We start from the raw sequence: 22,166 nt of genomic DNA, 5'->3' as shown, positions 1-22,166 counted from the left end.
ATGAAGAAAAAATCAAAACTTTTTAATATATTTATTTATTTGTGTTTGGTTATTTTTGCCTTATCAATTTTAGTCCCAGTTTTTTGGGTTTTTATGGCATCAATAAAAACAAATCCAGAATTTTATGGCAACCCTTGGGCCTTGCCTATGAGTTTTTACTTAAATAACTTTAAAGATGCATGGGCCGCTGCTAATATGGGAGATTATTTTTTAAATTCTTTGATAGTTACAGCAATTGCTTTGGCTTTGCTTTTGCTTATATCACTTCCATTTTCATATATTTTGGCAAGAATGCAATTTAAAGGAAGAAGATTCGTAACTTCATATATAAAAGCAGGTTTATTTATAAACTTGTCATACATCGTTATACCAATATTTTTGATGTTAAGAGATGTTTCAAAATCTATTCCATTAGCTTTATTAAATAATAGATTTGTCCTTGCATTAATATATGCGTCAACAGCAGTTCCATTTACAGTTTATCTTTTGACAAACTTTTTCTCATCAATTTCTAAATCTTATGAAGAGGCAGCTTATATTGATGGGGCTGGTTATTATAGAACTATGATGGACATAATGATACCTATGGCAAGACCAGCAGTTATTACAGTTATTTTGTTTAATTTTTTGATGTTTTGGAATGAATATATTTTAGCCCTAACTCTTATGACTGATCCATCAAAAAGAACCTTGCCAGTTGGATTAATAAATCTTCAACAAGCAGCAAGAGGAGCAGCAAATTATGGAAGACTTTACGCAGGTCTAGTAATTGTAATGATACCAACATTAATAATTTATATTTTAGTTCAAAAACAACTTACTGAAGGAATGATGGTAGGAGGAGATAAGGGATGATAGATAAAAAAAGAGGAAGATTGACTCTTCCAAGTGAAGCTAATTTTTATGATGAAACTTGCGAGATGCTTGAAAAGCTTGGAGCAGATGCAATAAGAGATTCTGATGGAACATATCTTCCAGATGAGATTAAAGATATAGAAGGAGTTGACATATATACAAACTTCTTTCCAACTCGTGGTCACAACGAATTTGCAGAAACTGTTCCTTTTGAAAGATCTAGATTTTTCTTGATAAGTGATTTTGTAACAGCAACTAGCAATATTACAAAAATAGATTTTCTAAAAGGCTATTACAAAAAACAATTAATAGCTGATTATGATTATGATCCAAAAAAATGGTGGCAAGTTTATGATAGAAGCACAGGCGAAGTAGTTGATCCTTCAAATTGGGAAATTGATAAAGAAAAAGATATAGTTAGTGTAAAAACAATTCCTTATCATGTTTATACAGTAAACTTTTTGGCTTATGGAATTTGGGATCCAGTTCAAATGTACAATCACATAACAAATGATTGGGGAGATGAAGTTGCTCATCATATTCCTTTTGATGTTAGATATGAAAAATCTAGCGAATTTGTAGAAAAAAATTTAGAAAAATGGTTACAAGAAAATCCAAAAACAAATGTAGTAAGATTTACAACTTTCTTCTATCAATTTTCGCTTTTCTTTAATGAAGATGCTAAGGAAAAATATGTAGATTGGTTTGGATATTCAAACAGCGTTTCCCCAGAGGCTATGATTGCTTTTGAAAAAGAATATGGTTATAGATTAACAAGTGAAGATTTTGTTGACCAAGGTTTTTATAATAGTAATTACAGAATACCAAGCAAAAAATATTTAGATTACATTGATTTTCAACAAAGATTTGTTTCTAATAAGGCAAAAAAATTAGTTGATCTTGTTCATAAATATGGCAAAAAAGCAATAATGTTTTTGGGAGATCATTGGATTGGAACAGAGCCTTATGGAAAATATTTTAAAAATATAGGACTTGATGGAGTTGTTGGTTCAGTTGGAGATGGAGCAACTTTAAGAATAATTTCAGATATAGATGTTCCTATGACAGAGGGGAGATTTTTACCATACTTTTTCCCAGATGAATTTTATGAAGGAAATGACCCATCAATTGAAGCAAAAGATAATTGGGTAAAGGCAAGACGTGCTTTATTGAGAAATCCTCTTGATAGGATTGGATATGGCGGATACTTATCTCTTGCTTACAAATTTCCAAAATTTATTGATTATATAACAAAAGTTGCAGATGAATTTAGAGAAATTTATGATATTTCATCAAAGGCAAAACCTTATAAGGCTTGTAAAGTTGCAATTTTAAATTCTTGGGGCTCTATAAGAACTTGGGGAGCTTATGTTGTAGCTCATGGAAAATGGTTTAAATTAGCTTATTCATACAGTGGAATAATTGAAGCACTTTCTGGTATGGACATGGATGTTAAATTTATTAATTTTGAAGATGTAAAAAAAGGAATTGATAAGGACATTGATGTAATAATTAATGCTGGAGATGCTTATACTGCATTTTCTGGTGGAGAAAATTTCTTAGATCCAGAAGTTCTTGCAAATATTAGAAAATTTGTTTATGAAGGCGGAGGTTTTATTGGAATAGGAGAGCCAAGTGCTTACCAACATCAAGGAAGATTTTTCCAACTTGCAGATGTATTGGGAGTTGATGTTGAAAAAGGATTTTCACAAGGATTTGATAGATATTTTACACAAGAAACTAAAGATCATTTTATAACAAAAGATTTAAAAGAATATAAATATGGTGAAGAAAAACCAAATGTTTATGCGATAAATGAAAAGACTCAAATATTAAAATATGAAAATAATGAAGTCTATATGGCAGCAAATGATTATGGTAAAGGAAGAAGTTTTTATGCTATGGGCCTTTCCTATAGTTTAGAAAATACAAGATTGTTAAAAAGAGCTATTCACTATGTTTCTCATAAGGAAGATATTTTAGAAAAATATTTTGCTAAAGACATTAGGCTAGAAGTAACTGCTTATCCTGAAATTTCTAAATATTGTGTAATAAACAATTCAAATGAAAAAGTAAAATCTATTGTTTATGATGGAGATAAAAATGCGCACGAAATAGAAATTGATGCAGGCGAAATTATCTGGTTTGAGGAGTAAATATGGATTATTACAAAAAAGAAAAATTAAATAATATTGTACTTTTTATAATATTTGTTCTTGGAGTTATTTTGCAATTTGTAGGACATAGAAAAGCAGGCTATGGCCCACTTTTAATTCAATTTGTTTCACTAGCGCTTATGCTTTTAGTTTTGTTTTTATATAATAGAAGACATGTTTAAGGAGGTTTGATATGGCTGGATTAAAATTCGAGCATATTTATAAAATATATGATAATAAATTTACTGCTGTAAATGACTTTAATTTAGAAATAAAAGATGAAGAGTTTATTGTTTTTGTTGGGCCATCTGGTTGTGGAAAATCTACAACTCTTAGAATGGTTGCAGGACTTGAAGAAATATCAAAAGGAAAGCTATATATTGGAGATAGGTTAGTAAATGATATTGAACCAAAAGATAGAGATATAGCAATGGTATTTCAAAATTATGCTCTTTATCCACAAATGACTGTAAAAGATAATATGAGCTACGCTTTAAAAATTGCAAAAGTTCCAAAAGAAGATATAAATAGAAAAGTAAAAGCGGCAGCAGAAGTTTTGGGACTAGAACAATATCTTGATAGAAAGCCTGCAGCTCTTTCTGGTGGTCAAAGACAAAGAGTAGCCTTAGGTCGTGCGATTGTAAGAAATCCTCAAGTATTTTTGATGGACGAGCCTCTTAGTAACTTGGATGCAAAACTTAGAGTGCAAACTAGAGCAGAAATATCAAAACTTCACGAGCAACTTGCAACAACATTTATATATGTAACCCACGATCAAACAGAAGCAATGACTATGGCAGATAGAATTGTTATTATGAATAACGGAGTTATCCAACAAGTAGATACTCCTATAAACGTTTATTCAAAACCAGAAAATCTATTTGTAGCAACTTTCATTGGTTCTCCACAAATGAATTTAATAAGTGGTAAAATAATAAAAGAAGATGACGATTATTATATGGAAAATGAAAATGTAAAATTCCATATTAGTCAAGAAAAAGCATTAAAACTTCAAGATTTAGGATATTTATCAAAAGATATTGTTTGTGGAATTAGACCTGAGCATATATATGATGGATTTAGAAAAACTAATTCAACATTAATAGGACAAGTTGATTTTGTAGAATTATTAGGAGCTCAACAATATGCTTATATTAAGTGCAAAGAAGAAAAAATTACTTGCGCTTTGAGCGTTGAAAATTTATTGGAAAAGAATAAGGAAATAAAAATATACCTAGACGAAGAAAAAATGCATTTCTTTGATAAAGAAAGTCAAAAAAATATTCTTCTATAAGGAGATTTTAAATGAAAAATGTATTGATAACCGGTGGAGCAGGTTATATTGGAAGCCATGTAGCAGTTGAATTATTAAATAAAAATTACAAGGTTATAGTATATGATAATTTAACAAACTCATCAAAAATTTCTGTAAAAAGAGTAGAGGAAATTACTGGCAAAAATATAATTTTTTATGAAGCTGATATACTTGATGAAAAAAAATTAAGCGAAGTTTTTGAAAAAGAAAATATAGATGTAGTAATCCACTGCGCAGCTTTGAAAGCTGTAGGAGAATCAGTGAAAAAACCTCTAGAATATTATCATAACAATATAAGTGGAACCTTATCCTTATTAAAGATTATGAGAAAATATTCTTGCAAAAATATAATTTTTTCATCATCTGCAACAGTTTATGGAGATCCAGAAAAAGTTCCAATTACTGAAGATTTTCCAAAAGGAATTTGCACAAATCCGTATGGTTGGACAAAATCCATGATGGAACAAATTATGACAGATTTACAAAAATCAGATCCCGAATGGAAAGTTGTTCTTTTGAGATATTTTAATCCGATAGGAGCACATGAATCAGGAAAAATTGGAGAAGATCCACAAGGAATTCCAAACAATCTTTTACCATACATCGCCCAAGTTGCTGTAGGAAAACTTGACTATTTGAGAGTTTTTGGAGATGATTATGATACAGTTGATGGAACAGGAGTTAGAGATTACATTCATGTAGTAGATCTTGCAAAAGGCCATGTGCTTTCTGTAGATAAAATTGATAAGCTAGAAGGAGTTTCAATTATAAATCTTGCAACAGGCAATGGTTATTCTGTACTTGAAGTTTTAAAAGCATTTGAAAAAGCCTGTGGCAAGAAAATTTCCTATAAAATTGTAGAAAGACGAGAAGGAGATATAGCAAAATGTTTTGCAGATGCAAGCAAAGCTTACGAAGTATTAGGATGGAAAGCAGAAAAAGGCATTGATGAGATGTGCGAGGATTCATGGAGATGGCAATCACAAAATCCAAACGGTTACGAAGAAAAGGAGTAATAATGAATACAACATTAGTAGTTCTTGCTGCAGGAATTGGCTCAAGATATGGACAAGGAATAAAACAGCTTGCAAAAATGGATGACAACGGTTATACCATAATAGATTATTCAATTTATGATGCAATAAAAGCTGGATTTAATAAGGTTGTTTTTATAATTAGAAAAGATATAGAAGAAGACTTTAAAGAAATAATTGGAAATAGAATTGAAAAAATAGTAGAAGTAGAATACGCTTACCAAGATATGGATTTGCCAAAAGGATTTGAAAGTCCAAAAGACAGAAAAAAACCATGGGGAACAGTTGATGCTTTACTATCTACAAAAAATATAGTAAAAGAACCATTTTTAATAATAAACGCAGACGATTATTATGGAAAAGGCGTGTTTGATTCCCTACACGAATTTCTTGTAACAAGCGATAAAAAAATCGACGACAAGTTACAAATAGCTATGGCAGGATATAAATTAAAAAACACCCTATCAGATAAGGGAGCTGTTACAAGAGGAGTATCTATAGGAAACGAAGAAAATAAACTAGTAGACATAATAGAAACTCACGAAATAAAATTAGAAAAAGATGGAAAAATATCAAGTAAAGAGAATTTAGATAGCGATATACTTAATCTAGAAACAACAGTATCAATGAACCTTTGGGCATCATTCCCAGAATTTATTGATATGAGTGAAGATTATTTTATAAAATATCTAGAAAAAAATAAAGAAAATTTAGATTCATGCGAATACGTTCTTCCAGAAATGATAGGAGAGCTAATAAAAGAAAATAAAGCAGATGTAACAATTCTTCCAACAAATGACAAGTGGATAGGAATAACTTACAAAGAAGACCTGGTCCCAGCACAAAAATCCTTCCAAAAAATGTTCGACCAAGGATTATACCCAGATAATATTTGGGAAAAATAAATTTAAAAACACCAAAATAATTTTTGGTGTTTTTTAGTTTGATTTTTGATTTAAGGAATTTTGTAAAAATTTTATATGTTATGTTAATAGAAATTTAATAAGTAATAAAAATACCAAATTTAGTTTCGTAAATTTGGTATTTTTTGCACTATTTAAATGTGGATTTATAATAATTCTTTATAAAGGTTTTTGATTTCTTCTTGATTTGTATCTCTTGGATTTCCTGGCAAGCAAGCATCTTCAAAAGCAGATTTTGCTAAGAAATCTAAATCTTTTTCATCAACGATTTCTTTTAGATTTTCAGGTATACCAACTTCTTTTGCAAGATCTTTTACAGCTTTTACAGCAGCTTTTCTATATTCATCTTGGCTCATTGAGTCAACATCATTAACACCCATAGCTTTTGCAATTTCTTTGTATCTTTCTCCAGTTGCTTCAGCATTAAATTCCATAACTTTTGGAAGAATAATTGCATTTGCAACTCCGTGAGGTGTATCATAAACTGCTCCAAGAGGGTGAGCCATAGAGTGAACTAAACCTAGTCCAACATTTGAGAATCCCATTCCAGCAACGTATTGACCAAGAGCCATTTTTTCTCTTCCTTCTTTATCATTGTTAACAGCTAATGGAAGATATTTTGCTATTAATTCAATGGCTTTGATATGGAACATATCTGAAAGATCATTTGCGCCTTTTGTAATATAACCTTCGATAGCGTGAGTTAATGCATCCATTCCTGTTGCTGCTGTAAGAGATTTTGGCATTGATTCCATCATTTCAGGAGCAACTACTGCAACTATTGGAATGTCATGAGGATCAACGCAAACCATTTTTCTTTCAAGTTCTTCATCAGTTATTACATAATTAATTGTAACCTCAGCAGCTGTACCAGCTGTAGTAGGAACAGCGATTATTGGAGTTGCAGAATTTTTAGTTTCAGCAAGACCTTCAAGGCTTTTAACATCTTCAAATTCAGGATTTGTATTTATAATCGCAGCAGCTTTTGAACAATCAATTACAGAACCGCCACCAATAGCTATAACTGCATCAGCACCAAAATCTTTTAAAACTTTAAGTCCGCCAAGAACATTTTTGATTGTTGGATTTGGTTTGATGTCTGTGTAGAAAGTATATTCTACATCAAGTGCATCAATTTTGTCGGTAACTTTTTTAGCGATATTGTTTTCTTTTAAGAAAGAATCAACAAAAATTGCTATTTTTTTAAATCCCTTGTCATTAATAACTTCTATTATGCCATCAAGAGCTCCGTATCCATGATAGCTAGTTTCGTTCAAAACAAATTTGTAACCCATAATTTTCTCCTTTAAAATAGTTTATTTTAGTTCATTATAATTTAGGATATCGTTTTTGTCAATTTTTAATTTTCAGGCCAAATAAATTTTTCTCTAATATACATATCAAACTTTTCAAAATTATTAGGTTTTTTATCGGTAATAATATGATCAATTTCCCCCAAACTAGAGAGCTTTATGAACGAGCTTTCATCAAACTTAGAAGAATCAACCAAAAGAATAGTCTTCTTTGAATTCTTTATCATAATTTTCTTTATCTGGATTTGTTCATAGTCAGCATCATAGATATTGTCAAAATCAATAGACTTACATGATAGGAAATAAAGGTCAGTGGAAAACTCTGATATAAACCTAGATGAAGCACTGCCTATAAAATAAAGTGAATTAGGGTTTAAAAACCCACCTGAACAATATAAGTTAATGTTCTTGTTATCCTTGAGTGTGTAAGGTATTAAGGCTGAGTTTGTAATGATTATAAGTCTATTAAACCTATCTAATTTTGGGCACAAAGATTGAACTGTGGACGAAGCATCCATAAAAATCGACATGTCTTCTTTGATAAAATCAACAGCCAAATCAGCTATGATTCTTTTTTCAACAGTGTTAATCTTACTCCTGACATGGCTGGGTTGAATTTGGTTTTTTCTTTAACAATAGATGCCCCGCCTCTGACTCTACATATGGCACCGGATTTTTCTAAGTTTATTAAATCTCTTCTAACTGTAGATATTGAAATAAATAATTTTTCTGAGATTTCTTGTATACTAACAAATTCTTTTTTTTAAGTATCCCAAGAATTTCATACATTCTTTCGTCTGGAATCATAATTTCTCCTTTTAAGTATAATTTATTATAACACATGAACGATATTAAACACAAATGAAATAATTGAATGGTTTTTACGAATGATTACCAAAATTGGATTCAATGTTCACAAATCTACATTTGTATGTTATCATTTTAAATACAAGGAAATCGATATCTAGATAAAGGAGGGATATTTTATAGGAGATTGATAAAAGTTTTAATAATTGAGAGATTTTATTTAAATAAAATCCATTTACTTTAAATAATGTTGTATAACTAAATGATTAGAAAGGTTAATAATTATGTATGAAAATTCATGGAAAAGCTTAGATTCAAGGCCAATACCCAAATGGTTTGGTGATGATAAGTTTGGTATCTTTATTCACTGGGGCGTGTATTCTGTGCCTAGTTGGAGGGGATTAGAGAATGCGTTGTTTGGATCATATGCCGAATGGTATTATGCAAGTGTATATGGGAAATATAGAAATCATGACAAAAATTTCCATAAAGAGCATTATGGTGAAGACTTCGAGTATAGAGATTTTGCTAAAAGTTTCAATGCTGAACTATTTGATTCAGACAAATGGGCTAAGTTATTCCGCTCAGCAGGAGCCAGATATGTTGTAGTAACTAGTAAACATCATGATGGTTATTGTTTGTGGCCTACAGAAAATCAACATAAGAAAAATTGGAGAGTAACAGACATTGGCCCTAAAATTGATTTATTAGGTAGTTTGAAAAATTCTTTTGATAAAGAGAATCTCAAGATGGGTCTTTATTATTCAATAATTGAATGGGAAACAAATAGAAGTCATAGGGTAAATGGAGAACATTTCATACCTCAGAAAGATGTTGATAAATACGGCATTAATGAAGGTGATTATCCGAATGAAATTCTTATACCTCAATTAAAAGAATTAGTAAACAATTATCACCCGACTTTAATTTTTTCTGATGGAGGAGAATGGGATTTAAGTGAGGAATATACACAGACAAAAGATTTTTTAGCGTGGCTTTATAATGAAAGTCCAGTCAAAGATGAAGTTGTTGTAAACGACAGATTTTTTAAAGGTATGCCTGGCAACCATGGGGACTATTATTCTACTGAGTATAACGATGTAGATGGATTTATTAATCATCCATGGGAGGAAAGTAGGGGTATAGGTCAATCTTATGGCTACAATAGGGCTGAAGATGCTAGCAGTTACAACACTTTTGAATCTTTAATAAAGATATTAGTAGATGTTATAAGTAAAGGTGGAAATTTTCTTTTGAATGTTGGACCTACTGCAGATGGGCGTATTCCTGAGATTCAAGAAGAGAGATTACAACAAATTGGAAAATGGATGGATATAAATTCTGAGAGTATATATTCAACAAAATCAGGTCTTGATTATGTGAAAAACTATGATTCAACTGTAAAAGAGAATAATATATATGTGTTCGTATTTGATGTTGATAACCATATAAATGTGAAACTAGGAGAAGATTATAAAGTTAAAAGCATTAAAATTTTAGGGTTAGATAAAGAAATTAAATTCGAACAACATGGAAAAGAGTTAGGTATAGATATTCCATCCGAAGATGTTTATAAAAACTTGTTACTAAAAAATATAGATTTTGAAACGTATGTATTAAAATTGGAGGTAGAAAATGACAAAAAATAGTAAATCTAAATCGCTTTTTCCTTTTTTTGTATTAATGTTACTAATACTTTATGGTATGGTGATTAGACCTCAAGCACTAGATAAGTCCTCTATGCCATTAGAATTGATATTCGTATTTGCTTCCATTATAACCATATTTTTTATGCTTATAAATGGTATTAGTTGGGAGGAGATTCAAAAAAGTGTAGGAGAAAAAACTCTAGAAGCATTACCTGCTATACACATGCTTTTAGCTATCGGTTTATTAGTTGGCGCTTGGGTGTTTTCTGGAACAATACCTATGTTAGTTTATTATGGATTGAAAATAATAAATCCAAATTTAATTTATGTTATTGCTTTATTCCTATGTGCGTTATTCTCTATACTGACAGGAACCTCATGGGGCTCTGCTGGAACAATAGGAATAGTTTTGATAGCAATCGGAAGTGCTATAAATGCCAATCAAGCCATACTAGCTTCAGCAATAATAAGTGGTTGTTATTTTGGAGATAAACAGTCACCAATATCAGATACAACTATTATGGCTGCTATGGGTGCAGGTGTAGATGTTAGGGATCATGTTAGCTCTATGTTGAGAACTACAGGCCCTTCAATAATTATATCAGCGATTATATATTTAATTATTGGTATAGTATATCCTGTTAAGTCCGTGGATACATCTTCATTTGTTGAACCTATACTTTTATCATTAGATAGCATATTTAATTTTAATATTCTATTACTACTACCACCTATAATAATCTTAGTTGGTTCTATAATGAGAAAACCTTCATTAGTTGCGACACTATCATCAGTAGTTGTTGCGTGTATATTAGGACTAGCAGTTCAAAACTTTACATTTGATAATATGTATGAAACCTTAACCAATGGATTCAATATAGACATGATAACTTGGTCAAATAACATACCGGAAAGCGTATCAGTGATACTTACCAGAGGCGGCATGGCCAGCATGACTAATGCAGTAACGATCACAATATGGGTATTTATTTTTATAGGTGCTATAAATGTTCTTAACACAATGGAAGTGTTGATGGATTCAATCTTTACAAATATAAATACAAGGTCAAAAACAATAATCGCATCCCAAATTTCTTCAGCGATTATTAATGGAACAACATCTAATCAGTACGCAACAGCTATGATTGTTGGAAATGCCTTTAAACAAAAATATAGAGATCAGAAAATTCCATTAAAAGTTTTGAGTAGATCAATAGAAGACTTTGGAACTATGATTGAACCACTTTTACCATGGACAACAACAGGGATTTACATGTCAACAACATTAGGGGTGCCATATGCTGAGTATGTTCCATTTATGTTTATGCATTTTATAAACTTTGTTATTGCTATTATATGGGCTATTACAGGAAAGAATTGTTTCTATGATGAAATTGAAAATATATAATATAAAAAATTAAGTAAAATATATTATTGTATAAATGCCAGAACTTTAAGAATAAGCTCTGGCATTTTATTGTTCTTTATTTCCATGTGCTGAAAGCTTGGTATATTTTAAATTAGAAAAAATTATGATTTTATAGTTGCAAAGGCAATTATAATTGTGGGAACAATGAATGGTTTTGAAATTTAATTTGAATTATTTTGAATTAATGTAAATATTTGTTTCAATATTTACAAAAGCTGATATAAATGATATCATACATGCGATAAGAAAACATTATCATGAGGAGGTGTAAATGAAAAAATCTTTAGCCATAGATATGGGAGCTACTTCTATTAGAGCAATTCTTGGCTACATAGATATGGGAGAACTTGTAACTGAAGAAGTAATTAGATTTAACCATGTTATTAAAGATATTGATGGAAGAAAACAGTGGGATTTAGAAGGGATGCTTTCTAAAATAGAAAATACAATTTTAGAATACAAAGATGAAATTGAAACTATTGGAGTTGATACTTGGGGAGTAGATTTTGGATTAATTGATAAGGCTGGTTCTCTTATTTATAACCCTACATCTTATAGGGATGAATCTTGTGAAATAGGCTTTAAATCAATGAAAGAGAAAATCGATTTCAGCGACTTGTTCAAAAAAACTGGCAATCAAATAATGAGTATTAACACCTTATTTCAATTAGAAACTGTAAAAATAGAAAATAATGATTTCTATGAAAAAGCAGATAAATTATTGATGACACCTGATCTTATAAATTATTTGCTTACAGGCAAAAAATATGGTGAGATAACTATTTGTTCAACAAGTCAAATGTTTGACCTAAAAGCTGGTGATTGGAATAGGAAATTAGTTAAGGATTTAGGTCTTAATGAGGACTTATTGCCAGAGATAATTAATAATAAAATTGTTATTGGAAGTACAAAAAACTCCTTGATAGATTCTCTTAGAGATTTGGACATAAAGGTAATTTCTGTTGCAAGTCATGATACAGCAAGTGCTGTTTATGTTACCGAATCTTATACAAATGAGGATTGCTTGTTTTTATCAAGTGGAACATGGTCTTTGATTGGTTGTTGTAATGATAAGCCGATTTTAACAGACCAAGCTTATAATTATTCGCTCACAAATGAAACCGGTTATGATAATAAAAATATGTTTTTCAAAAATGTAACAGGTTTATATTTAATAGAAAAGCTTAGAGATCACCTAGTAAAAAAAGATAAAAGTAAGTTTTCTTTTGATGAAATAACAAATCTTGTAGAAAATTCCACTATTAGTGATGAATATATAATTGATGTCGATTATGAAGTTTTCACTAAGGAATCTAATAATTTTATTTATGATTTAGATAAGTATTTTGAGGAAAAAGAAAATAAAGTCATAAAAGAAAAAACAGATTATTTCAAAATAATATATCAAAGCATAGTTGAAAATTACAAATCAGTTGTTGAAAATATTGAAAGCTGTTTAGGTGAAAAATTTACAAAAATTCATGTAATGGGTGGGGGCTCTCAATCCAAGGTATTATGTCAAATGATAGCCGACAAACTTAAAATTAAAGTTATAGCAGGACCAAAGGAAGCTACGGCTGTTGGAAACATTTTAGCTCAATTAGAATACATGAATGAAAAAGAAAATATTAGGCAAATAGTAACTGACGGTTTTAAAACGGTTGAATATTTACCTATTATAAAATAAAAATTAAGAAAGGAAATAATATGACACATCCAAGAATTGGTATTAGACCTATAATTGACGGAAGATGGGGCGGAGTTAGAGAAAGCCTTGAAGAACAAACAATGAACATGGCACATCTTGCAAAAGAATTAATCGAATCTAATTTAAGATATGCTGATGGAGAACCTGTAGAATGTGTAATTTCAAATACAACAATAGGAGGTTCTGCAGAAAGTAAACAATGTGCTGAGCAATTTTCAACAGAAAATGTTGTAGCAACTTTAAGCGTTACACCTTGCTGGTGCTATGGTACAGAAACAATGGATTTAGATCCAAAAACACTTAAAGCTGTTTGGGGATTAAACGCAACTGAAAGACCAGGAGCTGTTTATCTTGCAGCTGTAATGTCAGCTTATGCACAAAGAGGACTTCCTGCATTTTCAATTTATGGCTCAGAAGTTCAAGAAGCAGATGATAATTCAATTACAGATGATGTAAAAGAAAAAATTCTAAGATTTGCAAGAGCTGCTATCGCTGTTGGACAAATGAGAGATAAGGCTTATGTAAATATTGGTGCAATCTCTATGGGTATAGCAGGTTCTGACGCAAACGCACTTTTCTTCCAAAATTATTTGGGAATGAGAACTGAATGGGTAGACATGACAGAAATTCTTAGAAGAATGAAACTAGGAATTTATGATCATGAAGAATTTGAAAAAGCTAAAAAATGGCAAAAAGAATATATTAAAGAAGGATTTAATATAAATGAAACATTAGAGTTACAAGAAAATCTAATGAGATCAAAAGTTGTACCTTACGAAGAAGAATGGGATTTCTGTTTAAAACATGCCCTAATAGTAAGAGATATTTTATTTGGAAATCCAAAGCTTGCAGAAATTGGTTGGTCAGAAGAAGCACTAGGTAAAAATGCTATAGCAGGAGGATTCCAAGGTCAAAGACAATGGACAGATTGGTTACCAAATGCTGACTTTACAGAATCAATTATGGCATCAACTTTTGATTGGAATGGACCAAAAGCTCCAACAGCATTCGCAACAGAAAATGATACATTAAATGGAGTTGCAATGTTGTTTGGAACACTTTTAACAAACAGAGCTCCAATATTCTCAGATGTTAGAACATATTGGTCAAAAGATTCTGTTAAAAGAGTTACAGGCTATCAATTAGAAGGAAAAGGTCAAGATGGAATTATCCACTTAATAAATTCAGGAGCTACTTGCTTAGATGCAACAGGAGCTGCAAAAGATGATGACGGAAATTCTATAATGAAACATTTCTGGGATTTAAAAGATGAAGATATAAAAGCAATGCTTGATAACACAGATTGGTGTCAAGCAAACCACCAATATTTTAGAGGCGGCGGATTCTCATCACACTTTAGAACAAATGCAGAAATGCCAGTTACTATGGTAAGAGTTAATATGGTAGAAGGCGTTGGTCCAACAATTCAAATTGCTGAAGGATATACAGTAAATCTTCCAGATAAAGAATCACAAATTCTAGAAGATAGAACAGATAGAACCTGGCCAACTACATGGTTTGCACCACGTTTAGGCATGGAAGGATTTGAATCAGTATATAAAGTAATGGCAAACTGGGGAGCAAATCACGGGGCAACAGTTTATGGACACGTAGGAGCAGACTTCATAACTTTAGCAAGTATGTTAAGAATTCCAGTTTCATTACACAACGTTGAAGATAAAGATGTATTTAGACCACAAACATTTAATGGATTTGGTACAAAAGATCTTGAAAGTGTAGATTATAGAGCTTGTGAATATTTTGGACCACTATACAAAGGTTAGGAGCAAGCAATGCTAAAAAATATTCCAAAAAATATTTCACCAGAGCTTTTAAAAGTTCTAGATGAAATGGGACATGGTGATGAAATAGTTCTTTCAGATGGAAATTTTCCATCTGAAAGAATTAACGATAAAGTTGTTAGATGTGATAGTACCGGAGTTACGGATTTATTAAAATCTATATTAGTTCTTTTCCCTCTTGATACTGATTATTCAGACGAACAAGTTTTCTTAATGGAAGTAACTCCGGGCGATACTTATAAGCCTGAAATATGGGAAGATTATAAAAAAGTATTAGATGAATCTAAAGAAAATTATACTATAGGAAATATAGAAAGATTTAAATTCTACGAAAGAGCAAAAGAGGCTTTTGCAGTAGTTCACACTGGCGAAACAGCTCTTTATGCTAACATAATCCTCAAAAAAGGTGTAGTAAAATAAAATAAATTCGGAGGATTTATGGAACAAGTTTTATTAAAAATGCAAAATATTACCAAAACTTTTGGAAATGTTAAGGCTTTAAATAATGTAAACTTAGAGTTGAAATCTGGCGAAGTTCATGCCTTGATGGGAGAAAATGGAGCTGGAAAATCAACTTTAATGAAAATACTTACAGGTGTTTATTCACTTGAAAGTGGAACAGTGACTTATCTAGGAAAAGATGTTAAATTTGACAATACTAAACAAGCACAAGAAGTAGGAATTGCGATAGTTCATCAAGAATTAAATATGCTAAATGATCTTACAGTAGCACAAAATATATTTATTGGAAGAGAATCTATGAATGGTAAGATTATAAACGACAAAGAGATGATTGAAAAATCAAAAGAGCTTTTCAAAATTCTTGAAGTTGACGTAGATCCTAGAACTGTAGTTGGAGAGTTGCCAGTTGGCATCCAACAAATGACAGAAATTGCCAAAGCTATATCTTTAAATGCAAATGTTATTGTATTTGATGAACCTACATCATCATTAACAGAAGAAGAAATTGGACATTTATTTAAAGTTATTGATCGCTTACAAAAAAAGGGCGTTGGAATAATTTATATTTCACACAGGATGGATGAAATAGGAAAAATATCTAATAGAATTACTGTTCTAAGAGATGGTGGATATGTAGGAACTGTAAATACAAAAGAAACAAGTAGAGATGAACTTATCAATATGATGGTTGGTAGAGTTTCTTATGTTGAACCAAAAACAAAATCAAGTATTGCAGATAATGCGGCAGTTGTTCTTGAAGTAAAAAATCTTAACAGAGGCAAAAAAATTAGAGATGTAAGTTTTGTTCTAAAAAAAGGAGAAATTCTTGGAATGGCAGGCTTAATGGGCTCTGGAAGAACAGAAGTTGCAAGAGCTATATTTGGTGCAGATAAATTAGACTCAGGAGAAATTTTATTATATAACAAAAAACCAGCAGCTATAGCATACGCAGCTTTAGATACAAAAGCATCAATTGATTTATTAAAACAAGCAAAAGATGATAAAATTCCAGTAGTTGGATTTGATTCTGGTGTTCCAAATGCTCCAGAAGGAACAATTAAAGCTACAGCAGCTACAGATAATATAGCAGCTTCAGCCATGGCAGCTGATAAATTATATCCAGAAATAGAAGCAAAATTGAAAAAAGCTTCAGTTGATAAAAAAGTAAGAGTTGGAGTTGTTTCTCAAGAAGTAAACTCAGCATCAATCAGTGATAGAACAAAAGGTTTTATAGATAAAATGGTTGAACAAGCTTCAAAACTTGACAATTTAAAAGATAAAATCGCTGTTGTAGGTAATGATAAATTTGCAAATGATGTAAAAGAAAAAGATGCTGCTTTAGTAATAGATTTAGCAGTTCCAGCTAACGTAACTGATGCAGAAGGACAAACTCAAGCACAAACTTTATTAAACAAAGAAGACTTAATAGCAATTTACGGTTCTAACGAATTTGCAGCAAAATCTATTATAAATGCTGACAATGCTGTTGGTGGAAAACTTGGAAAAGATAAAATTATAGGAGTTGGTTTTGACTCTGGTGCAATCCAAATCGACGCAATCAAAAAAGGTGTTTTATTTGGTTCAATTACACAAGATCCAATTTCTATAGGATACAAAGCAGTTGAGCTTGCAGTTAAAGCTTCAAAAGGTGAAAAAGTAGAAGATATTGATACAGGAGCAGTTTGGTATAACGCTGAAAATATTGATAGTAAAGAAGTAAAATCACTACTATACGAATAAAATAGGAAAAAAAATGTCACATGAAAATTTAAAACAAGAGTTAATTGAATATGGAAAAAAATTAGTAGAAGTAGGATTAACTAAAGGAACAGGTGGAAATTTAAGTGTATATATTCCATCAGAAGAAAAAATGTTGATTACTCCTTCAGGAATTGATTTTTTTGATATTAAAGTAGAAGATATAGTAACTATGAAACTAGATGGTACTATTTTAGAAGGGGATAAAAAACCTTCAAGCGAATGGTATATGCATGCAATCCAATATAAAAATAGAGATGATATAACAGCAGTTATTCATGCACATACAACTTATAGTACCGTTGTAGCAACTTTAAGAGAAACTTTGCCACCTGCTCATTATATGATAGCTGTTGCAGGAGTTGATGTAAAGTGTGCAGAGTATGCAACATTTGGTACAAAAGAATTAGCAGAAAATGCTTATGAAGCTATGAAAGATAGATATGCAGTTTTACTTGCAAATCACGGAATATTATCTGGCTCTTATTCGCTTGCGAATGCCTTTAATATAATTGATGAAGTTGAGTATTGTGCAAAAATATATTACATGGCAAAATCTATTGGAAAACCTGTTATTTTAGATGACGATGAAATGACAAAAATGCTTGTTAAATTTAAAGAATATGGACAAGTAAAAGAATAATTAAATTAGCTGTTGCTATATAAAATTTTAATTTTATTGGCAACAGCTTTTATTTGTGGAGGGAAAATGTACGATAAAGATTTATTTTTGGAAAAAGTCAAAGAAAATAATATTTATTTAGGAATTGAGCTTGGATCTACTAGGATAAAAGCTATAGCGATTGATAATAGAGCAAAAATAATTTCTAATGGAATATATGAATGGAAAAGTAAATTTGAAAATGGCTATTGGACTTATGATTTTGATTTATTGACAAAGGGGCTTCAAAGTTCATTTAAAAATTTAAAGGAAAATATTTTTAAAGATTATGGCTATAAAATTTCAAATTTTAAAGCCATTGGAATTTCTGCGATGATGCATGGACTTTTGGCTTTTGACAAAAATATGAATTTACTTACTCCTTTTAGAACGTGGAGAAATACTAATACTGATAAGGCAAGTTTGTTTTTGAGTGAACTTTATGAATATAACATTCCTCATAGATGGTCTTTTGCCCATTTTTATGAGGCTATATTGAATAAAGAAAATTTTGTAAAAGATGTTGATTATATTTGTACCCTATCATCATATATACATTATTTGCTAACAGGCAAAAAAGTTGTAGGCATAGGAGATGCTTCTGGAATATTTCCTGTGGATGATAGCTTAAATTATAATAAAGATTTTTTGAAAAAACAAATGATTTAGATGAGATTAAAAATCTTGGAATAAAATTGCAAGATATTTTGCCAAAAGTTATGGTTGCAGGGGAGTGTGCAGGAAAGCTTACAGAAAAAGGAGCGAAAATATTAGATATTGATGGAGAGTTAAAGGCGTCAATAAATTTTTGTCCACCAGAAGGCGACGCAGGGACTGGTATGATTGCAACAAATACTATTAGAGAAAATACAGGAAATATTTCTATTGGTACGTCTATATTTTCTATGATAGTTTTGGATCATCAATTAGAAAAATATTATAAAGAAATAGACTTGGTTACAACACCTGATGGCAAACCAGTTGCTATGGTTCATTGTAATAATGGTACGGCTGATTTTGATGCGTGGTTAAATATTTTTAAAGAATTTGCTTTAGATTTAAAAATTGATTTTTCTGAAAAAGGAGGAATATATTCCTATTTATTCAATAAAGCCTTGGAAGCAGTTGATGATGAATGTGGTTTTACTATTTTTAATTATTTATCAGGAGAGCCTATTAATAAGGTGCTTGATGGCTTACCAATGATAATTAGAGATAAGTCTAATACTCCAAGCCTTTCAAAATTTATATTGGCAAATCTTTACTCCATTATGGCAAGTATTAGAATTGGTCAAGATATACTGACGGAAAAAGAAAATATACAAATAAAACAAATGTATGCTCATGGAGGCGTTTTTAAAACAAAAAAAGTTATGCAAAAAATTGTTGCATCAGCTTTAAATACAAATGTTTCTATATACAAATCAGCAAGTGAAGGCGGTTGTTGGGGAATGGCTTGCTTAGCTATGTATATGGATAAAAAAGATGATTACAAATCATTGGATGATTTTTTGGAAAAGTTTTTGTTTGCAAATCAATCAAAATATACCGAGCTTGCTGATGATAAAATAATAAAAAGCTTTGACAAATTTTTAAATGATTACAAAAAATATTTGCCTATTCAAAGATTTGCTGATGATAATATTAGGTAAAAAATAAATTTAAAAATCTATATGTCTTATTCGGCATATAGATTTTTTTTGAATGAAATTTTTGAAAAAATTTAAAATCATATTTTTTAAGTTTGGGTATAAGTAAAGTAATAAAACTTGGAGGGTGGTATGTTTTTATTTTTTGTATGTTTGATTATTCCTATTTCTTTCTTTTTTATGTATTTTTTCTTAAAGAACAAGGCTTATAAAAAAATTTCTAAGTGGTCTGGTTTTAGAACTAGGCTTTCTATGAAAAATGAAAAAAATTGGGAAATTGGAAATCTTTATGCTAGCAAATTGTCTTTGATTTTTGGGATAATTAGTATGGTTATGACCTTGTTTGTTTTTTACAAATATGATTTGAATGATAAAATTGTTTTGATTTTAATTGGAATTCAAATTGTTTTTTTGATTTTGATTAGTGTGCTTAGTGAAATAAAATTATATTTTGTGAATAAGAAAGGGACTGTTTGAAATGATTATTTCATTTTCAAACAGTCCCTTTTTAATTTCTATTTTATATTTAATTCTTTATATTCGTAGCCGTTATCTTCTGCTATTCCTTCGTTTGTAACATATCCATCGTAAGTATTAACTGCAGAAATTATTTCAGGAGATTTTTCGCAGGCATTTTTTAGTCCAAGATTTGCTATTGTTTTTATATATTTCGTTGTTGCATTTGATAGGGCATAAGTTGATGTCATAGCAACTGCTCCTGGAATATTAGCAACAGCATAATGAATTACTCCGTGTTTTACAAAAACTGGATCGGTGTGGCTTGTTGGATGTCCTTTTGTAATATCTGTTGAACCACCTTGGTCGATTGCAACGTCAACTATTACTGAGCCATCTTTCATTTGTTTTACCATATCTTCTTTGATAAGTTGTGGAGCACGTCTTCCTGGAATTAAAACTGTTGAGATTACTAAATCTGCATCTTTAACAGAATCTTCAATATTTATAGGATTTGAATAGAGTGTTTCTATTTTATCTGGGAAAATATCTTGTAATCTGCTCAAAGCGTCAATATTTACATCCAAAACTGTAACTCTTGCGCCCATTCCTACAGCAATTCTTACAGCTCCAGCTCCAACAGTACCAGCTCCAACAATTACAACGTGAGCAGGTCTTACTCCTGGAACTCCTTGAAGTAAAATTCCTCTTCCGCCTTCGGGCTTTGTTAAATATCTTGCACCTTCTTGAACAGCCATTCTTCCAGCAATTTCACTCATAGGAGCTAGAAGTGGTAATTTGTTATCAAGTTTTAAAGTTTCATAAGCTATGCCTGTAACTTTTTTATCGACTAATTCTTTTGTTAATTCTTCATTACTTGCAAGGTGGAGATAAGTATATAAAATCAAACCTTCTCTTAAATATTTATATTCTTCTTTTAAAGGCTCTTTTACCTTGTAAACAATATCAGATTTTTCCCAAACATCTTTTGCTGAATCGACAATTTTTGCGCCAACATCTTCATAATCTTTATTTGTAATACCAGAATTTAAACCAGCATTATTTTCAATTAAAACTTCATGACCAGCTTTAACTAATTCCGCAACAGCGCCAGGCACAGTTGCAACTCTAGATTCTTGGTCCTTAATCTCTTTTGGTATTCCTATTATCATATTTCCTCCTTATATATTTCGAAATATCTCAATTAAAATATACCCAAATCAAATAAAAAATCAAAAATTTTAATTATTTTTCATTAAAAACAAATTTTTCCAAATAGTAAGCAATTCCATCATCATCATTTGATTTTGTAATAAAATCAGCTTTTTCTTTCATAAAATTAGCACCATTTTCCATAACTACACCAAGGCCTGCCATCTCAATCATGGTTTGATCGTTCTCCTCATCGCCAAAAGCAATCACATCTTTCATATCCATATCAAAATATTTAGCAATTTCAACAAGACTTTCTCCCTTGCCAATTCCCTTTGGCATAATTTCATAAAAATAAGGAGTAGATTTTACCTGAGTAGTTTTATTAGAAAATTTATCCATTAATTTTTTTGCATCATCATCAATCAAGTTAGGATCTTGAGAAAATAAAATTTTATTAGGAGCGAAATCCAAACTATAAGCTAAATCATCAATGACTTCATAATGAGTAAAGGCTTTTTGACAAATTTCCTCAAGCTTGTAAGTTTTAGAAGAGCTTGTAATAATTTTATCCTCAGTGTAAATAATATAGTGCATAAAAAGATTTTTTTCGCTAAATTGCAAAATTTCTTTTGCAAGGTCAAAATCCATAGGATGATTAATAATCACATCCTTTGTTTTATAATTAGTAATTCTTCCACCATTAAAATTAGAAATAAGCCCACCATATTTTTCAAATTCCAAAATATCCGCAAAAGGATAAACCCCAAGAGGATCACGCCCAGATGCAATAACAACAATATGACCAAGCTCTTGCGCCTTAATCAAAGCATTTTTAGTTTTTTCAGTAATCTGCCTTTTCGAATTTAACAAAGTACCATCTATATCAACTGCAATAATTTTTTTCATAATTACTCCTTTATTCTCTTATCTTATAATTATATTAGAGAAATTATATAATTCAAAAATCAAACTTCCATAAGTATGAGGAAAATGTTTGTGTGGAGATTTGTTTTTTTAATTATTATAATATTTAT

20 protein-coding genes and 1 pseudogene are annotated in these 22,166 nt (G+C 30.6%); 16 read left to right on the top strand and 5 right to left on the bottom strand.

All coding sequences use genetic code 11. The features are described from left to right. Genes HGAG_RS06680 through HGAG_RS06655 form a run of 6 tightly spaced genes read left to right on the top strand, consistent with a single transcriptional unit; the run spans window position 1 to window position 6,265 of the window. On the top strand, window positions 1–855 hold the full coding sequence (locus HGAG_RS06680; protein ID WP_019118438.1) for a carbohydrate ABC transporter permease: 855 nt from the start codon (window positions 1–3) through the stop codon (window positions 853–855). Next, window positions 852–3,011 carry a 1,3-beta-galactosyl-N-acetylhexosamine phosphorylase gene (gnpA, locus tag HGAG_RS06675; protein ID WP_019118437.1) on the top strand — a complete coding sequence of 720 codons (2,160 nt, stop codon included), beginning with the start codon at window positions 852–854 and terminating at the stop codon, window positions 3,009–3,011. Before HGAG_RS06680 ends, gnpA begins: the two co-directional genes overlap by 4 nt. A gap of 2 nt (window positions 3,012–3,013) precedes the next feature. Next, window positions 3,014–3,193 (top strand): DUF6903 family protein, encoded by a 180-nt coding sequence (locus tag HGAG_RS06670; protein WP_004839238.1) that lies wholly within the window; start codon window positions 3,014–3,016, stop codon window positions 3,191–3,193. Between the two features lie 11 nt (window positions 3,194–3,204). Then, a complete protein-coding gene (locus tag HGAG_RS06665) occupies window positions 3,205–4,305 on the top strand; it encodes an ABC transporter ATP-binding protein (protein WP_019118436.1) in 1,101 nt (366 codons plus the stop codon). Window positions 4,306–4,316: 11 nt separating this feature from the next. Continuing rightward, on the top strand, window positions 4,317–5,342 hold the full coding sequence (gene galE, locus HGAG_RS06660) for a UDP-glucose 4-epimerase GalE (protein WP_004839236.1): 1,026 nt from the start codon (window positions 4,317–4,319) through the stop codon (window positions 5,340–5,342). A 2-nt stretch (window positions 5,343–5,344) separates the two neighbouring features. Then, window positions 5,345–6,265: a nucleotidyltransferase family protein gene (locus HGAG_RS06655; protein ID WP_019118435.1), complete on the top strand. Its 921-nt coding sequence runs from the start codon at window positions 5,345–5,347 to the stop codon at window positions 6,263–6,265. 164 nt (window positions 6,266–6,429) lie between these two features. On the opposite strand, the gene fucO is transcribed toward HGAG_RS06655, so the two are convergent. The 3 genes and pseudogenes from fucO to HGAG_RS12510 form a co-directional block, all read right to left on the bottom strand. Beyond that, the gene (gene fucO, locus HGAG_RS06650; RefSeq protein ID WP_019118434.1) at window positions 6,430–7,578 is read right to left on the bottom strand and encodes a lactaldehyde reductase; all 1,149 of its coding nucleotides are present in this window, start codon (window positions 7,576–7,578) and stop codon (window positions 6,430–6,432) included. A gap of 65 nt (window positions 7,579–7,643) precedes the next feature. Then, complete coding sequence (locus HGAG_RS06645) at window positions 7,644–8,186, bottom strand: DeoR/GlpR family DNA-binding transcription regulator (RefSeq protein ID WP_280101270.1); 543 nt, start codon at window positions 8,184–8,186, stop codon at window positions 7,644–7,646. After that, window positions 8,159–8,344 (bottom strand): annotated as a pseudogene (locus tag HGAG_RS12510) (DeoR family transcriptional regulator); the annotation flags it as partial. The pseudogene HGAG_RS12510 and the gene HGAG_RS06645, both read right to left, overlap by 28 nt. Window positions 8,345–8,687: 343 nt before the next feature. Here HGAG_RS12510 and HGAG_RS06635 point away from each other — a divergent pair. From HGAG_RS06635 to HGAG_RS06595, 10 genes are all read left to right on the top strand, one after another. Beyond that, window positions 8,688–10,052 carry an alpha-L-fucosidase gene (locus HGAG_RS06635; protein ID WP_019118431.1) on the top strand — a complete coding sequence of 455 codons (1,365 nt, stop codon included), beginning with the start codon at window positions 8,688–8,690 and terminating at the stop codon, window positions 10,050–10,052. Continuing rightward, window positions 10,039–11,460: a Na+/H+ antiporter NhaC gene (gene nhaC / locus HGAG_RS06630; protein WP_019118430.1), complete on the top strand. Its 1,422-nt coding sequence runs from the start codon at window positions 10,039–10,041 to the stop codon at window positions 11,458–11,460. The genes HGAG_RS06635 and nhaC overlap by 14 nt, the downstream gene beginning before the upstream one ends. 292 nt (window positions 11,461–11,752) lie before the next feature. Then, a complete protein-coding gene (locus HGAG_RS06625) occupies window positions 11,753–13,168 on the top strand; it encodes a rhamnulokinase (protein ID WP_019118429.1) in 1,416 nt (471 codons plus the stop codon). Between the two features lie 20 nt (window positions 13,169–13,188). Then, a complete protein-coding gene (locus HGAG_RS06620; protein WP_019118428.1) occupies window positions 13,189–14,973 on the top strand; it encodes an L-fucose isomerase in 1,785 nt (594 codons plus the stop codon). 9 nt (window positions 14,974–14,982) lie between these two features. Continuing rightward, window positions 14,983–15,411, top strand: a complete 429-nt coding sequence (fucU, locus tag HGAG_RS06615; RefSeq protein ID WP_019118427.1) for an L-fucose mutarotase — start codon at window positions 14,983–14,985, stop codon at window positions 15,409–15,411. Window positions 15,412–15,429: 18 nt separating this feature from the next. After that, window positions 15,430–17,193 (top strand): ATP-binding cassette domain-containing protein, encoded by a 1,764-nt coding sequence (locus HGAG_RS12105; protein ID WP_019118426.1) that lies wholly within the window; start codon window positions 15,430–15,432, stop codon window positions 17,191–17,193. A 13-nt stretch (window positions 17,194–17,206) separates the two neighbouring features. Then, window positions 17,207–17,854, top strand: coding sequence for an L-fuculose-phosphate aldolase (locus HGAG_RS06605; RefSeq protein ID WP_019118425.1), 648 nt, complete (start codon window positions 17,207–17,209; stop codon window positions 17,852–17,854). Window positions 17,855–17,920: 66 nt separating this feature from the next. After that, a complete protein-coding gene (locus tag HGAG_RS11740; RefSeq protein ID WP_019118424.1) occupies window positions 17,921–18,541 on the top strand; it encodes an FGGY family carbohydrate kinase in 621 nt (206 codons plus the stop codon). A 26-nt stretch (window positions 18,542–18,567) separates the two neighbouring features. Beyond that, complete coding sequence (locus tag HGAG_RS11735; RefSeq protein WP_019118423.1) at window positions 18,568–19,524, top strand: FGGY-family carbohydrate kinase; 957 nt, start codon at window positions 18,568–18,570, stop codon at window positions 19,522–19,524. A gap of 129 nt (window positions 19,525–19,653) precedes the next feature. Beyond that, on the top strand, window positions 19,654–19,998 hold the full coding sequence (locus tag HGAG_RS06595; protein ID WP_019118422.1) for an SdpI family protein: 345 nt from the start codon (window positions 19,654–19,656) through the stop codon (window positions 19,996–19,998). Window positions 19,999–20,036: 38 nt separating this feature from the next. Here HGAG_RS06595 and ald read toward each other — a convergent pair whose 3' ends face one another. Continuing rightward, on the bottom strand, window positions 20,037–21,149 hold the full coding sequence (ald, locus tag HGAG_RS06590) for an alanine dehydrogenase (RefSeq protein WP_019118421.1): 1,113 nt from the start codon (window positions 21,147–21,149) through the stop codon (window positions 20,037–20,039). A gap of 73 nt (window positions 21,150–21,222) precedes the next feature. After that, the gene (locus tag HGAG_RS06585; RefSeq protein WP_019118420.1) at window positions 21,223–22,038 is read right to left on the bottom strand and encodes a Cof-type HAD-IIB family hydrolase; all 816 of its coding nucleotides are present in this window, start codon (window positions 22,036–22,038) and stop codon (window positions 21,223–21,225) included. Window positions 22,039–22,166: the final 128 nt, after the last annotated feature.

Origin of the sequence: Anaerococcus obesiensis ph10 (genome assembly GCF_000311745.1) — a bacterium.
Taxonomy (GTDB): domain Bacteria; phylum Bacillota; class Clostridia; order Tissierellales; family Peptoniphilaceae; genus Anaerococcus; species Anaerococcus vaginalis.
Note: the sequence above shows the minus strand (reverse complement) of the source record. Positions and strands in the feature narration are given on the sequence as shown.